We start from the raw sequence: 14,857 nt of genomic DNA, 5'->3' as shown, positions 1-14,857 counted from the left end.
ATCGTTCTAGATTTGTTCATAAATAGTTATCCACAGCTCTATACACAGGTTTCGTGTATAACTCCCTACTTCAAAAGACCCTTCGGGGTCTTTTTTATGCGTTAAATCGGTGTTTTCAAAGAAAAGGAATTATTATCCACGGATTTATCCACATTATCCACAATTCTCACAGTGTTTCATTGCCAACAAAATTGTTTATTAGAGCATTTTGAAAAAAGCCGTTATTGCTGATTTTACGCACTTTTTACACAACTCAGGCAGAATATGTGGATAACGTTGTCCACAACTTGACAAAAGACGTAACCCCATTTTACAAGACTGATTTTCTGCTAAAAAAGAACCCGCTATCTCCTAAACTGACAGCGGGCACGTCGTATTTTAGACAATCTGTGTAGAGAGCAGGGCAGCATTACAGGCTGCGATATAAGCGATGCCTGCCGCCATAATTATATCTTGGTGAGTGGCCGTGCCTCTGAATTTTAGGCCCTCCCACTCCACCATCACCGCTGCTTCTGCTTGCGCATTCTCTCCGCTTCCAAGCGAATGAAGCTCGAGTCCTGCAAAGTCTATCTCCTCAGCAATCCCTTGCCCAATAGCGGCGATAATCGCTTCAAGCGGGCCTTCGCCAGTGCTGGTATGTGACGTTTCCCGGCCAGTCTGCAGATGGCGTACCGTAACTGCGGCTACACGGCGCTGGGCACTGCCCGCCAATACCTGAACCTCACCCAGCTCATAGACCTGAGCTTGTTGTCCAGTTGTACTGCTTACCATTTGCAGCAGTTGGTCATCACTGACCACCTTTTGACGGTCAGCGGTCTCTTTAAAGGACTCATAAAGTGCATCCAGCTCCGCAGGCTCCAGCGTTATTCCATACTTCGCAGCCCGATCCTTCAGCGCATGTCTGCCAGAATGTTTGCCCAGAATGATCATGCTGCGGGGGATGCCCAGCCGTTCGGGATCCATAATCTCATAGGTACTACGATCCTTGAGCAGGCCATCCTGATGAATCCCGGATTCATGCTGGAAGGCATTTCTTCCGACGACCGGCTTGTTATAGGCGATTGGGAAATGCATCGCTCCACTAATCAGCCGTGAAGTATCATACAGTTTATCGAGCACGATGCCTGTTTCTGCACCAATTGCATCGCCGCGGGTTTCGAGCGCCATAACAAGCTCTTCCAGCGCGCAGTTCCCTGTGCGCTCGCCTACACCATTCACGGTGACTTCTATCTGAGTCGCCCCTCCATCAATCGCTGCCAGACTGTTAGCTACAGCCAGCCCCAAGTCATTATGACAGTGGGCACTATAGCTGACCTTGCCGCCACCTCTTGCTCCCTGCCGCACTCTCCGGAACATCTCGCCATATTCATGTGGCAATGCGTATCCTACTGTATCCGGCAGGTTAATAATGGAGGCCCCTTCCTCTATAACTGCCTCAACCATTTCAATCAGATCATCAATCCCTGTCCGTGCAGCGTCCATGGCCGTGAATTCAACTACATCACAGAATTGTCGCGCATAAGCCGTCATCTCGCGCGCTTTAGCTACGACTTCAGCTCTGCTCATACGCAGTTGATGCTGCAAATGAATATCAGAAGAAGAAATAAACAAGTGAATCCGCCGACGTTCAGCGTCTTGAGTGGCCCGGACTGCAGCATCGATGTCTCCTTTTACGGCCCGCGCGAAACCACAAATCTCCACGTTGCGCACCTTGCGCGAAATCGTCTGCACCGCTGCAAAATCTCCAGGACTCGATACCGGGAACCCCGGCTCCATTACATCAACACCCAGATCAGCAAGCTTATAGGCCAGCAATATTTTTTGCTCAGGAGTCAGACTCGCCCCAGGGGCTTGCTCACCATCGCGCAGAGTCGTATCGAAAATTTGTATACGTTTCTTAACTGGAATAATCATCTGAATTCCTCCTAGTTTGTTTTCATGTAATTGGATGCTTTATCTCTATCCTATGCTTCAGCGCAGAACCACACGTCGACTTGCGGTTCTGCTCATTTCCCACCCACTGCTGCCGGCAGCTGATACAAATGAATCTCTGCACAATGTGCAGAGCGTTCAATTTTGGCGTCTTATGTAGCGATGAGTCCATTCCCCGGACTTCTTCTACAAGAACGCAAAAACCCGCCGTCTCTAATAAAGAGACGGCGGGTTACCCCTCCGCGGTACCACTCTTTTTGACGCATGGGCTGTCTTAATAACAAGCCTTAAAGCTGCGTCCAGCTCTTCTCCCCGGTTCAATCTGGCGTGCCAGCTTAAATCCGGAAAGGTCCGATAACGAGGACAGCCGTAGGCAGCGTACTCTTGTTCCGCCGCTCCGCTCCCGGGCGAGCTTCAAGAAATCCGGTGACTGCGTCGCACCAACCCGCAGCTCTCTGTTCACCGTCAAACTCTACTACTCCCGTTCTTAGCGTGTGTAATATAAATTATTCACCACTCTAAATCCATACAAAAAAGCCTGCCATCTCATTCAAGAGACGACAGGCTGTTAACCTTCGCGGTACCACTCTTGTTGATGCTCTGTATCGGCTAAGTTACTGCCGATTCCAATTGAACATCCACTCTACGGTCCAGTATGTTAAGTACTAGACCACCCTATCACGGAGGTTACCCGTAAACGGTGTACAAACGTTCCGGCGACAATTGCCAGTAATGCTTCCACCGCTCCGCTCCCAGACGAGTTCAGGACTCCTTCGACTGCGTTGCACCCACCCGCAGTTCTCTTATCCCAGAGTATCCTTACTACTTCCGCTCATCGCGTTTGCTTGTTTAATTGAACTGATTATACTCGTTAGCTCCAAATGATGTCAATAGGCAGATACAGACCATTGTTCCAGTGAGAATCCAGGGTCAGCAACCATATCCAGCGATATTCCACCGTCATGCTGCCACTTCACGTATGCAGCTGCTCCAATCATCGCCGCATTATCCGTGCAATATACCGGGGGCGGAATAATAAGTTCAATGCCCTCCGTTTCACAGCGCGAGATTAATGCCGAGCGGAGTCCACCATTAGCAGCGACACCCCCACAGAGCAATAACTGTTTGGAGTTAGTGGCTTTAACGGCGCGTACCGCCTTTTCCACCAGCACTTCTACTACCGATTCTTGAAACCCCCGGGCGATGCCTGCGACATTGGGTTCAAGACCTTTCATTTTGCTCTGATTCACCACATTCAGCACCGCCGATTTTAGACCGCTGAAGCTGAAATCATAAGAGTTCGGCTCCAGCCATACCCGCGGCAATGCAACAACTTCCGTCGCTTCGCGTGCCAGGCGGTCTACATGGGGGCCACCGGGATAAGGGAACCCAAGCGCCCGAGCCACTTTATCATATGCTTCACCTACAGCATCATCACGCGTGCGGCCGATAATTCGAAACTCACCCTCACGCTCCATATGAACCAGTTCAGTATGTCCACCTGACACCACTAGTGTCATGCAAGGATACTGCAACTCTGCAACCAGGCGGTTAGCATAGATGTGGCCTGCAATATGATGCGTGCCAATTAACGGCTTGCCCCATGCAAGGGCAAGGCTTTTAGCTGCTACTACACCGACCAGTAAAGCGCCCACCAACCCCGGGCCTTGAGTCACCGCTACCGCAGTCAATTGTTCGGGTGTAACGCCTGCCTTGGCGAGCGCTTCCTCGATTACGAGCGTAATTACCTCCACATGTTTACGGGAAGCCACTTCTGGCACCACGCCCCCAAAAGCGCGATGTGTCTCTATTTGACTCGAGATAATGTTGGATAACACTTCTGATCCGTTTTTGACCACGGCCACCGAGGTTTCATCACAACTGGTCTCTATAGCAAGTATTAGTACAGGTTGAGCTGTGCCTGTTTCTGTCTTCATTTCAAGTCCACGCTTCCTTCCAAATAGCCGTGCTCCTTATACTCCGGTAGATCCGCCCACATAATGAGTGCATCCTCGCGATTATCGGAATAATATCCTTTGCGCGTGCCGGCAGAACGAAAGCCTTTTTTACGATATAAATTCTGAGCTACCTCGTTGGATACCCGCACCTCAAGTGTAATGGACTTCATGCCTACGTAAGAGGCAGTATTCATTAACTCTTCCAACAGGCGCTCACCCCATTTACGTCCACGATAAGCTTCGAGTAAGGCAATATTCGTCACATGCGCCTCATCCACGATAGCCCACATTCCAGCATAGCCAATTATATGACCCGCCAGCTCCATGACCATGTATTTAGCAAAATGATTATGCGTCAGCTCATTCCGGAAAGCTTCCTCTGTCCACGGCATGGTAAAGGCTTCGCGCTCAATAATAAGAATGTCCGGAATATCCTCCAGCTTCATCAGGCGAAAAACAAGATCAGCCTCTTGTGCTCTCAATGATTCCACTTCCGTCATCGTTTTAAGCCTCCTTTACTACTTAACCGCAGATTGGCCTCCGCTTCCGAAATCTGAGTATAGTTAGGGATTAAGCTATGAATATCATCATTCTCTACTTGCAGCCGGGCTTCACCAAGGAAGCCTGTCCAACGCCCCTCCAGCTCATAAGGAACTTCTACAGAAGTGCCGAGTTCCGCCAGCGGATGTAGTGATTCTTCGCTGCTATGTACAGCGGTTTCTCCAACAAACCATAGAATAGCTGGTTTAGTTCCTTCGGCTGAAGCCTGTTGTAAACGTTCTGCCAAGTACTCCACCCAGTCGGCCATCAACCGGATGGCATCTGGTTCAAGGCGGCTGAGAGCACTATTCCCATCCGCTGCGAATAACCCTGTGTAGACCTGTCCTCTGCGCGCATCCATCAGTGGAATGATCCAGTCTGGACCGTAGCCACTGTTCGCACTGGCTTGTCCTGACTCTGCTGTCGTCTTATTCTTAAGGGCTGTTTCATACCCACCCCATGCCACAGCATGCAGGCTCGAAACACCAACTACTGGGACATTCCATGCCCAAGCCAGCGTTTTGGCAGCCGTAACCGCGATCCGTGTTCCCGTATAAGATCCCGGACCCACACCAACTGCAATCCCGCCCAGATTAGCAACGGTTGTTCCCGAAGCTTGCAGCGCCTGCTCTATAATCGGCAGCAAATGCACCGAATGATTCCGTTCACCGGAAGCATTAATTTCATGCAATAATTCTCCATTTTCGGTCACTGCAACCCCCAATACAGCAGTTGATGTATCCAGCGCTAAAAGCCGCTTGCGCGGCTCTGTATTCTCGTTCGTCATTTTTATTAACCCCACTTCTGGATCAGCTCCCGGCAAAGCTCACCATAAGGTGCCCCGATTCCGGTCACCGTAATGATTCGTTCCTCCGGTCCAACTGTTTCCATGTATATATGCATATGCCGCGGCGGCATTAACTCCGTAATAATACTGCTCCATTCTACCAAACAAACACCCTGACCATAGAAATACTCATCCAATCCAAGCTCATCTGCTTCCTGAAGTGAAATTCGATATACATCCATGTGATATAACGGCAGACGACCTTCGTACTCTTTAATAATAGTAAAAGTAGGACTGTTTACGATCCCTTTCACTCCAAGATGGCGAGCGTAACCTTGCGAGAAGGCCGTTTTTCCTGCGCCTAGATCACCGTCCAAACCGATAACCATGCCTGCCGTTGAAGCAGCAGCTATTGCACTTGCCAGTTGCTCCGTATCCTGCAGATTGTAAGAACGGTAAGTGAACACCGTTTCGACTGTTTTGTCCAACTACAACTACCACCTTTTAAAATATCCCTGTCGAAAACCATTACATTCAATTATATCGGTATGGTCCATCCACCGCAACAACTGTCCCTGCCCATTGTTTAAGCCGAAGGAGGTACAGCCCTCTTCTTCGCTTGCGTGGTTAAGCTGGATTTCGATACAGAACGCTGCGAGATTGAGTGGCTTCGACTACCGCTAATCCGCTCATACTGCTCCTTACCATATCCGTAGCTTGAAAAAATAATACTGTCGCAATAACTCCTGAACTCAGCGCAACAATAATGGACTGTCCTGCCTGACCCAATATATTGCTTTAATTCTTACGCAAAAAAGAGACCTTTACGCAAACTTAAGCATAAAAAGTCTCTTTTTTTAAAAACTATAATTCAGCTTTAACGTAGGCTCTAAGTAGACCTTTGTTAGTGCTCTTGCTCTTCGAGTCGTTCAACACCCACAGTGTGCGTATTGGTTGGTCGAGAACCAACTTGTACCGTAGCCATTCCGTTCTCTTCATCCACATGTTCAATCCATACAGGCTCCCCATCCAAATGTACACTTACCGTTTCTTTAGAAGCATAAATATCCTGTGCCCGTTTGACGTCCACAACTGTTCTCCTCCTTTATCTTTCCTAAAGTTTACGATTCTAAGGGTGATGTATCTTCGAGGGTTCGTTCCGCATCCAGCTTTTCCGAATCGGATACCTGACTGGCCTCCGCGGGTGCAATAATGCTCTCCCAATCCACAACTGTGGCCGGAATATCCTGCTCGCTCAGCGCATCGCTCCATTCGTTATCTCTTGGTTCCATACCTTAGATTCTCCTCCTCAACTTCACAGGTCCGAGTTTATTTTTTCCCAAGCTTCTCAAAAAATGCACCCGGCTAGAAAAGCCTTTCCTGCCTCATACTAACCCAAAGCAAATCAACTTAGATCAGGAGGTGTTTCTCATGCATACCGTTTGGAAAGGAGCCATAAGCTTCGGGCTTGTGCATGTTCCGGTTAAAATGTTCTCCGCTACGGAAGACAAGGACATTTCTCTGCGTTATATCCATAAGGAATGTGGCAGCCCGCTGTCGTATGTACGCAAATGCCCGGTGTGTGACAAAGAGGTCGCTTGGGAAGAGATCGGTAAAGGATATGAGTATGAAAAAGGGAAGTTTGTTCTCTTCGACAAAGAGGAATTGGATCAACTATCCGACGAGACCAGTAAAAGCATCTCCATTCTCGACTTTGTTGACCTGACAGAAATCGATCCGATTTATTTTCAAAAAACCTATTATTTATCCCCGGATCAGGCAGGCTCAAATGCTTATCGACTTCTTATGGAAGCCATGAAGCAGACAGGTAAAATTGGCATCGCCAAAATTTCAATCCGCTCAAAAAGCAGTCTGGCAGCGATCCGTGTGCTTGAGGATTGCCTTGCGATTGAGACCATTTTTTATCCCGATGAGGTGCGGCCGATCTCACAAGTGCCTGGTCTGCCCGAAGCAGGAACAGTGAACGATAAAGAGCTGGAAATGGCTAAGCTGCTGATCTCACAGTTATCCACTCCTTTTGATCCGGCAAAATATACCGATGATTATCGCCAGCGTATGCTTGATCTGATTTCACATAAAATTGCAGGCGAGGAATTTCATATCGCTCCTGCTAAACAGGAAAGCAATGTGATTGATCTAATGGCTGCCTTGCAGGCCAGTATTCAAGCTGTGCAGCATATTCCTTCAGACCCTGGTCCTTCATTAACAGGCACCACAAAAACCAAAACTAAAGCGGCTCCTGCTGCCAAAAGAAAAACTACCAAGACCAAAACAACCGCCGCGGAACCTGCGGAGCAGCAAAACGAGGTCTCCGGGCCGACTCCTGTTATTACGCCGAAACCGAAACGCCGCAGCACAAAAAGCAAAACAACCGTATCTTAGGAGGCTCTGCGGATGAAGCTTCAGCCCATTATTCCTTTTGAACCTATACTGGCTGGGCAGCTTCCAGCAGGTGACCAGTGGATCGCACAAATTAAATGGGACGGTGTGCGGATGTTGTCCTATTACGATGGAAGCACTACTCAGCTTATTAACAGACGTGGCAATTACCGTACCATGCAATACCCGGAGCTTACTGATGTATCTACTTACTGCAAGGCTGGCTCCGTTATTCTTGATGGTGAGATTATCGCACTCAAGGACGGCAAACCCTCATTTCACGAGGTGATGCGGAGGGACAGTTTAAAAAATGGTTCCACGATTTCCGTCGTTAGGCATCAGGTTCCTGTCATTTATATGATTTTTGATATTCTGTTTTATAATGGCCAATCGACGATGGATCAACCATTATTCTTGCGGCAGCAGCTGTTAAGTGACATTCTGCTGCCCCATCCCCATGTTCAAGCTGTGCCAAGTTATACCGATCCTACAGAACTGTTCGCCGCCACTCAGAACCAGCGTTTGGAAGGAATCGTCTGCAAGGACATCAACAGTACTTATGCTCCGGGCGGAAAAGATAAACGTTGGCAGAAACGCAAAATCAGTTCTGATATTACAGCTGTAGCCGGGGGTGTGACGTTCCGTGACGGTATCGTCAACGCACTACTTCTTGGTCTTTATGATGATAAAGGAAATTTGCATTATATCGGACATGCCGGTCCGGGCAAATTGACTGTACAGGATAAACGCGACTTAACTGCGGAGGCACACCGCCTTAAGCTGGATCGGATGCCCTTTGCCGATGTTCCACAGCGAGGCAAGGGTGCTTTTTGGATAAAGCCGGAGCTCGTCTTCAAAGTTCATTTTCTGGAATGGAACACCTCAGGCACTCTGCGTCAGCCTGTTACTCAAGCTAAAGTGGATCTTCCCCCGGAGTCATGCACAATGGAGCAAAAAGGATAAATTAATAAAGAAACGTCCTCCCAATCTGAAGTGGGAGGACGTTTCTTATTGCACTGTAAGTCTTGTTACAAGGGCCTCCAGCTCTGCCTTTGTCTGCGCAGTATTTTTTGTACTCGTAAGCGTATAATCGACACTTCCATCAGCACTGGACCATACCAGCTGGACTTTAAGATCTCCGTGATGAGGCCCAAAAACTGTGTAAACCGCCTCAACTCCGTTGATGTTCAAATTCTCATCTTGGTCGCCAGGCAGCTGGGCCAAAGTCACCCCTTCCGGTAGCGTGTATGCAGGTGCAGATCTTAAATTCACCCTCTCTCCATTTCGTAGATAGGTGATAGAAGTTTCTGTATTGCTCCACTTCAAGCTTTGCGAAATCACCTTTTTGCCAGCAGCTTGGGCTTTAGCTTTTAACTGATCCCTGAGAGTCTTATACTCTGAGCTAAAAAACATTGGAATCACTGGATTTAAAACGACATCCTGCAACTTATAATCCTCTGGTAGAGAAGTGGGTATCAGGAGTGACTTCCCGCTTAAAGAAAAAAACTTCTGCGCCGCTTCGTTTACAGAACTGAATCTATATGGCATATAGCTTATACTCAAGGTTTCATATGGATTAGATTTCTTATCATTTACATACAGAACCTTAAGTTCGCCTGCTTGTAAGGGAACCGTATTTTCTTTGGCAATCAAAGCTTCAATCGTTGAAGATACCGGCGTATTCTGCTCAACGGGTGCGGTAGCTTTACTTTTATTATTACTTCCCGCAGGCACTGCACCTGCTGTTCCACTCACCGCACTCATCAATACTAATAAGCTTAAGGCTGTAATCGCCGCACTTTTCTTAATCATCATTATAATATCCTCCTTTAACCCCTTGGTTATTTGATTATGGTTTTAGCTACCGCCAACATTTCATTTGTCGTCAGCGTACTAGCCCGATTGTCTGAAAGGGTATATTGTATCGTGCCTGAATTATCCAGCCACACTAGCTTTGTGTTAAAGCTTGCGTCTTTAGCGGAATCAGTTGTAAGTACTACTTTCCTGCCGTTGACCGTTAATTCTTTCTTAGTTTCCGAAGCTCGTACAAAAGGTACCGCTCCTTCTGGAAGTTTGGCGGGCGGCGACCCAGTTACAATGCTAAAATTAGCTTTTCCTTTGGCATACAGCTGCATAGACAAATTCGTCTGGTTCCAGCTGATGATTTTACTAAACAACTGTTTATTAGAATTACCAGCAGCTGCTGCTGCTTTCAATTCCTGCTCTAGTTGCAAGTACAGCTCTGAATCATTAGCTACAGCCGGTGGATAGATGATGGCTGTCGCCAGAGTGAAGCCTTTGGGAAGATTTCCGGGCTGCGGAGAAGACGGACCCTTTAGCGCTTTAAACTTAGCTGCAAAGGATTTATAGTCTTTAAAAACAAACCCTTTACCAGAGAAGCTGATCGTATCCTGTGGATTGGAGACTTTATCCCGTACGTAGTAGGCCAAAAGCGAACCTTCCTTCACTCCAGCTACGAGTGCCTGCAATTCCTTTTGAGTCTTCTGATCAGTTTGTGATGCAGCCTGCTGTCCTGATGCCACCGCAATTGTAAGGGACAAGCCAGGTACATCCTCACCCCCGGCCACTCCTGTTCCCAGCAAGATTGCTGCAGAGAGTGCGATCAGTGTTTTTTTGAAATCATAATGAAGCTTCAATTTCTAACATCCTCTCCTTCAAAATGGTAATGTATTTTCACCACTTTTTTTAACTACACTTCTATAACAATCCAACATTAGAAAAAGGGACATTTGCACACAAAAAAGAGGCTGTCCCAAAAGCCATGAAATAGTTGCTTGGGACAGCCTCTTTTTTGTTCTTAACATTACAAGTGATGCATCAAGTGACGCTCCTAATGATGCAATAAGTGAAGTACTTATAGAATAATTGGGGAATTTCTCCCTAAAATTCAGAGATTTCTGTTCATCGGACTTATAATTAGGGAAAACTTCCCTGAAATTCAGCCAATTCGGCAACGAATAAAGAAATTCCCATGATTATTAGGGAGGAATTCCCTGATTTCGTTCATTTAGAGCAAATAGCGGCTATTTTCAGGGAGTTTTTCCCTAATTAGTTTAAAGCACTCTATACATTGCACAAACACAGAACGTAACGCCCATAGTCCACCGTCACATATACCACTAATTCCACAAAATCATCTACTGCAAGCCGCACGAAAATCACACATAGCACATCGCCCACCGCCCCAATCAGTAGCATAGAACACTACGCGTGGCATATCGTCACATGGCACAGTAAATCCATTACTTTTCCTATTCCCTAAAAAAAGCTGCCTCCCAAGTAGAATTCACTACTTTTGAGACAGCTTCTCATAATGTACAGTAGGAACAGTAGCTAGTGAATAAAACTGGTGACAATCTTTTGCCATTGCTCACGAGTCAGTTTACTCTCCTGCTTGTCGCTTAGAGAAAGAACCATCTGGGTGGCTTCATCATACCAATACAATCGATTCTGAGAAGACCAAGCTTTCTTCCCTTTTCCAGTACCCGCCGCGATAAAAACTGCCTCTTTCCTCGTGCCTGTCACAGACCATTTTTCAGCAGTCTGGCCTTCCAAGATAGACACTTGCATGGTATAACCCCTAAAGGCACTCTGCCTTAAGGATAGTGTTATTCTTTCATGTCCCTTGTGGTAGGTAACTTCAGCATTATCTATGGAATTTGCAGCTATCTTCTCCATAAATAAGTTCTGCCCAGTTTTATCGGTTGTAGCCTTTTTTTGAAATTGTTCAAGGATTTCTTCATATTCTGGGTCTAGCGACCTGTATAGGGGAGCTGCATTAAAAGTTCCTTGCTCGAATTCATAACCATCAGCTAACGAGGAAGGCAACCCTGGCCAGAAATCGCCAACAGTTTTTAATTCTTTTACGAAGTCTTGATATTTCGAATACACCGGCGAAATAAAAGCAAACTGCAATTGATTTCCATAGCCTAACCCTAACTCCAGCTTATTTAATTCGGCATCCTTCACATAATAAGCAGCCATTTCTCCAGTGTTTAAACGAGCAAGCACTTGCTCTTTATAAGTCATAGATAAGCTCTGATACTTCTCTATCGCAGGCGAGGTTGTCGGATCAGGCGTATTATTATGCATCGTCTTCACAACAGCCTTCCCTCCGCTGTTCACTAGTGTAATAATACCACCTTGGGGTTTTGTGATATCAATTGTAAACTGGCTACCTTGTTCCGATAACTTTCCGTGTTCAGACAGCTGCAGAGCACCCAACCCGAAAATCCCCAGCAATACAGCCGCGGAGACTCCAGTGAGCACTCTTTTTCTAAACTTAGACGGGTGTTGGGGCATCTCCCTTTGCTTTTGCATAATAGGATCTTCCGGTTCTGGGAACGGCTTCAGCTCGCTAACCATGCTCGTCCTTTCACCGTCAATCCTATTCTGTTGTTCATGAATTGCTCTTACCTGCTTCATAACAGCTGCTTTTACATCCAGCTCTTCGCAGCTCCCTACCGCATCCATTTTCTTGATCATTTTCTCTTCAACAAAGCCTCGTTGCCGCACCATTCCGTTCCCCCTTTCTGAGCATTCAGCATTTTGCCAAGCTTCGTAATCGTTCGCCTGTATTTCTTCTTCACAGCATCAGTATTCTTATCCAGAATCTCCGCAATCTCCGGGAAGCTCTGTTCCTCAAAGATTCTAAGTACTAACAGGTTTCGCTCCTCTGTCTTTAGCTTCGCGAGGGCAAAAGTCAGATGTTCGTTAAATATGTAACGGTCCATCAACTGTTCCGGGCTTTCCGCAGGCGGATCTGGTTGAAAAAGCGTCATAAACTTTATTTGGCTTTGACGTTTGCGGATCATACTGAGGCAATGATGGTAGGCGATTTTATATAGCCATGAAGAGAAGCTCGCGATAGGGCGGTATGTGCCTATATGCTGATATGCCTTTACCAGAATTTCCTGTACTGCATCCTCCGCTTCAGTACGGCTCCCAAGCAGCCGACAGCAATAGCGGTAAATCGGCTTTTGAAAAGCCTCGACGATTAAGGCATAGGAATCTACCTCGCCTGCCTGTACCCGAACAACGGTGTGCTCGATCCCGTCCAAAATCAGCAAACTCCCCTTTCTCATTAACGTATATCCTTATAAGTCTTATGATCATCCAAAAGGGACACTTTGGGAATATTTTTTTCATGAAAAGGAGCAGACTGACACATAATACCTTCATTCCTATCACAGAAAGGAGTTTCCCCGATGCCGGCAGCGATCAAAGGTACAATTACCATAGACGGAGAAGAAATCATCATCACTAATCCAGAGAAGCTGCTGTGGCCCGAATGTGGCATTACAAAACGGATTTATCTGCAAAAGCTCGCTGCACTCTCTCCCTATCTGCTGCGTTATTGCCGGGACCGGCTGCTTACCGTCATTCGTTATCCGCACGGCATCTCTGGAATGTCCTTTTATCAGAAAAATGCACCTGATCCGCTTCCGGCCTTTGTCCAAACCGCTGTGCACGAGAATATTAACTATATCAAGCTGCAAGGTTTACCTGAGCTGCTTTGGCTGGGAAATCTCGCTGCTTTGGAATTCCACCCTTCCCTGCATTATGTAGGCAGCGAGCTGCCCTGTGAGTGGATGATTGATCTTGATCCGTCACTTGAGATCGAACCCCGCATCATGGAAGCAACTGCGATCGTTGGGGGGGTCTTAACCTCCCTCGGCCTCTCCTCTGTACCCAAAACCTCCGGTGCTACCGGAGTGCAAATTATCGTCCCTATCGAGACTGGCGTTACTTTTGATGGATTGCGGAAAATCGGGCATTTTGTGGGTCGTTATGTCACCGAAAAGCATCCCAACCTGTTCACCCTGGAACGTCTAAAAAAGAATCGCGGAGATAAAATCTATTTTGACTACCTCCAGCATTATAGCGGAAAAACATTAGCTGCACCTTACACGCCACGTGCAAGACCACTCGCTACAGTTTCTACACCCTTGCTCTGGGAGGAGGTTCAGCAAAATGTATCTCCCTCTGATTTTCATCTGCTCAATATCGAGGAACGCCTTCAGCGTATGGGAGATCTTTTAGAGAAAGTGCCACCACAGCCCGTTGAACAGCTCATTGCTAAGCTCCCATAAAGGAGCAATCCCATTGAAAAAAGCCCCAAAAACAGCAATAAGCCCGCAGCATCAACTACATGCTACGAGCTTATTTGGCGTCCCACTCAAGGACAGAAGGTATACTATATAAGAATACGGCATGCCTAGCTTTGTTCACCGTATTTATTGCTTTTTTATCCGTAAAAATACCTTCTTTCAGTTAATGATACTTAAGAGCTACGCTAGTGGATGGATTTCTTCTTGAAGCGGCCACCTTTAACATCATGGATGTTACCTATTGCGATGAATGCATCAGAATCCCAATCTTCAACAATGGTTTTAAGCTTAGCTTCTTCCAGACGGGTGATAACTACAAAGATCACTTTCTTGTTCTCACCGGAAAATCCGCCTTCTCCATCTAAATAAGTAACACCACGTCCGAGACGCTCTGTCAGAGCTTCCCCAATATCGCGGAATTTATCGCTGATAATCCATACTGATTTCGATTGATCCAGACCCTCAAGGGTAATGTCAATAACCTTAAATGCAATATAATAAGCAATCAGGGAGAACATCGCGTTATTCCAACCGAACACAAATCCAGCTCCGGACAAGATGAACAGGTTGAAGAACATAACTACTTCACCTACAGAGAAGGGAAGCTTCTTAGCCACTAAAATCGCAACAATTTCTGTACCGTCTAGAGATCCCCCGAAACGTACAACCAACCCAACACCTACACCTAGTATGATACCGCCAAACACGGCAGCAAGCATCGGTTCAACTGTAAAGGCCTCTACATGATGCAGCATTGAAGTGCCGATAGACATAAGTAAAATCGCATATAAGGTAGATAAGGCAAATGTCTTACCGATTTGCTTATAACCGATTAACAGGAACGGAAGATTGAGCAGTGTCAATAAAATACCCAGAGGAATGTCGAATAAATGTGATAAAATAATGGAGATACCGGTAATCCCGCCATCAATCATTTGATTAGGTACTAGGAATATCTCAAGTGCAACAGCCATCATGGCGGCCCCAATGGATAACATAACCATACGCTGCGCGAACTTAGCCATTTTATGGGCACCGGTCTTCTGCAGTTTGTTCTGCTCCTCTTTGGTAAACATTTGTGGACTCACATTCATAGAACTCCCCCTACA

At 46.7% G+C, this 14,857-nt stretch carries 15 protein-coding genes, 1 pseudogene and 2 other annotated features; of the genes and pseudogenes, 3 read left to right on the top strand and 13 right to left on the bottom strand.

Annotation, left to right across the window (positions count from 1 at the left end; all coding sequences use genetic code 11):
• Positions 1-378: 378 nt before the first annotated feature.
• The 8 genes and pseudogenes from MKX34_RS05010 to MKX34_RS04975 form a co-directional block, all read right to left on the bottom strand.
• Entirely contained in the window at positions 379-1,914 is a 1,536-nt protein-coding gene (locus MKX34_RS05010) for a 2-isopropylmalate synthase (protein WP_036676518.1), read from the bottom strand.
• A gap of 235 nt (positions 1,915-2,149) precedes the next feature.
• Positions 2,150-2,430 (bottom strand) — a binding site (T-box leader).
• 52 nt (positions 2,431-2,482) lie between these two features.
• Positions 2,483-2,777 (bottom strand) — a binding site (T-box leader).
• Between the two features lie 42 nt (positions 2,778-2,819).
• Entirely contained in the window at positions 2,820-3,869 is a 1,050-nt protein-coding gene (tsaD, locus tag MKX34_RS05005; RefSeq protein WP_076296163.1) for a tRNA (adenosine(37)-N6)-threonylcarbamoyltransferase complex transferase subunit TsaD, read from the bottom strand.
• Positions 3,866-4,390 carry a ribosomal protein S18-alanine N-acetyltransferase gene (gene rimI / locus MKX34_RS05000; protein WP_036676521.1) on the bottom strand — a complete coding sequence of 175 codons (525 nt, stop codon included), beginning with the start codon at positions 4,388-4,390 and terminating at the stop codon, positions 3,866-3,868. The genes tsaD and rimI overlap by 4 nt, the downstream gene beginning before the upstream one ends.
• Positions 4,387-5,217: a tRNA (adenosine(37)-N6)-threonylcarbamoyltransferase complex dimerization subunit type 1 TsaB gene (tsaB, locus tag MKX34_RS04995; RefSeq protein ID WP_076296162.1), complete on the bottom strand. Its 831-nt coding sequence runs from the start codon at positions 5,215-5,217 to the stop codon at positions 4,387-4,389. Before tsaB ends, rimI begins: the two co-directional genes overlap by 4 nt.
• Positions 5,218-5,222: 5 nt before the next feature.
• The gene (gene tsaE, locus MKX34_RS04990; protein ID WP_235219385.1) at positions 5,223-5,684 is read right to left on the bottom strand and encodes a tRNA (adenosine(37)-N6)-threonylcarbamoyltransferase complex ATPase subunit type 1 TsaE; all 462 of its coding nucleotides are present in this window, start codon (positions 5,682-5,684) and stop codon (positions 5,223-5,225) included.
• Positions 5,685-5,859: 175 nt separating this feature from the next.
• Positions 5,860-6,006: pseudogene (locus MKX34_RS04985) on the bottom strand (multidrug resistance efflux transporter family protein); the annotation flags it as partial.
• 115 nt (positions 6,007-6,121) lie between these two features.
• Complete coding sequence (locus tag MKX34_RS04980; protein ID WP_036676525.1) at positions 6,122-6,307, bottom strand: H-type small acid-soluble spore protein; 186 nt, start codon at positions 6,305-6,307, stop codon at positions 6,122-6,124.
• Between the two features lie 31 nt (positions 6,308-6,338).
• A complete protein-coding gene (locus MKX34_RS04975; protein ID WP_162636663.1) occupies positions 6,339-6,509 on the bottom strand; it encodes a hypothetical protein in 171 nt (56 codons plus the stop codon).
• A 139-nt stretch (positions 6,510-6,648) separates the two neighbouring features.
• Between MKX34_RS04975 and MKX34_RS04970 the strand changes: the two genes are divergently transcribed.
• A complete protein-coding gene (locus MKX34_RS04970; protein WP_038568938.1) occupies positions 6,649-7,620 on the top strand; it encodes a Ku protein in 972 nt (323 codons plus the stop codon).
• A 12-nt stretch (positions 7,621-7,632) separates the two neighbouring features.
• Positions 7,633-8,580, top strand: coding sequence for an RNA ligase family protein (locus tag MKX34_RS04965; RefSeq protein WP_076296161.1), 948 nt, complete (start codon positions 7,633-7,635; stop codon positions 8,578-8,580).
• A gap of 45 nt (positions 8,581-8,625) precedes the next feature.
• Here the strand turns inward: MKX34_RS04965 and MKX34_RS04960 are convergent, their stop codons facing one another.
• The 4 genes from MKX34_RS04960 to MKX34_RS04945 all read right to left on the bottom strand — a co-directional run bounded on the left by MKX34_RS04960 (position 8,626) and on the right by MKX34_RS04945 (position 12,722).
• On the bottom strand, positions 8,626-9,432 hold the full coding sequence (locus MKX34_RS04960; protein WP_036676530.1) for a hypothetical protein: 807 nt from the start codon (positions 9,430-9,432) through the stop codon (positions 8,626-8,628).
• Positions 9,433-9,458: 26 nt separating this feature from the next.
• Positions 9,459-10,274: a hypothetical protein gene (locus MKX34_RS04955; RefSeq protein ID WP_076296160.1), complete on the bottom strand. Its 816-nt coding sequence runs from the start codon at positions 10,272-10,274 to the stop codon at positions 9,459-9,461.
• Positions 10,275-10,971: 697 nt separating this feature from the next.
• Complete coding sequence (locus MKX34_RS04950) at positions 10,972-12,156, bottom strand: hypothetical protein (protein ID WP_076296159.1); 1,185 nt, start codon at positions 12,154-12,156, stop codon at positions 10,972-10,974.
• Entirely contained in the window at positions 12,120-12,722 is a 603-nt protein-coding gene (locus MKX34_RS04945) for a sigma-70 family RNA polymerase sigma factor (RefSeq protein ID WP_256717594.1), read from the bottom strand. The genes MKX34_RS04950 and MKX34_RS04945 overlap by 37 nt, the downstream gene beginning before the upstream one ends.
• A 123-nt stretch (positions 12,723-12,845) precedes the next feature.
• Between MKX34_RS04945 and ligD the strand changes: the two genes are divergently transcribed.
• A complete protein-coding gene (ligD, locus tag MKX34_RS04940; protein WP_076137202.1) occupies positions 12,846-13,730 on the top strand; it encodes a non-homologous end-joining DNA ligase in 885 nt (294 codons plus the stop codon).
• 203 nt (positions 13,731-13,933) lie between these two features.
• Here the strand turns inward: ligD and MKX34_RS04935 are convergent, their stop codons facing one another.
• Positions 13,934-14,773 carry a YitT family protein gene (locus MKX34_RS04935; protein ID WP_235219386.1) on the bottom strand — a complete coding sequence of 280 codons (840 nt, stop codon included), beginning with the start codon at positions 14,771-14,773 and terminating at the stop codon, positions 13,934-13,936.
• Positions 14,774-14,857 lie beyond the last annotated feature (84 nt).

Origin of the sequence: Paenibacillus sp. FSL R5-0636 (assembly GCF_037974255.1) — a bacterium.
GTDB lineage: Bacteria > Bacillota > Bacilli > Paenibacillales > Paenibacillaceae > Paenibacillus_AQ > Paenibacillus_AQ odorifer.
Note: the sequence above shows the minus strand (reverse complement) of the source record. Positions and strands in the feature narration are given on the sequence as shown.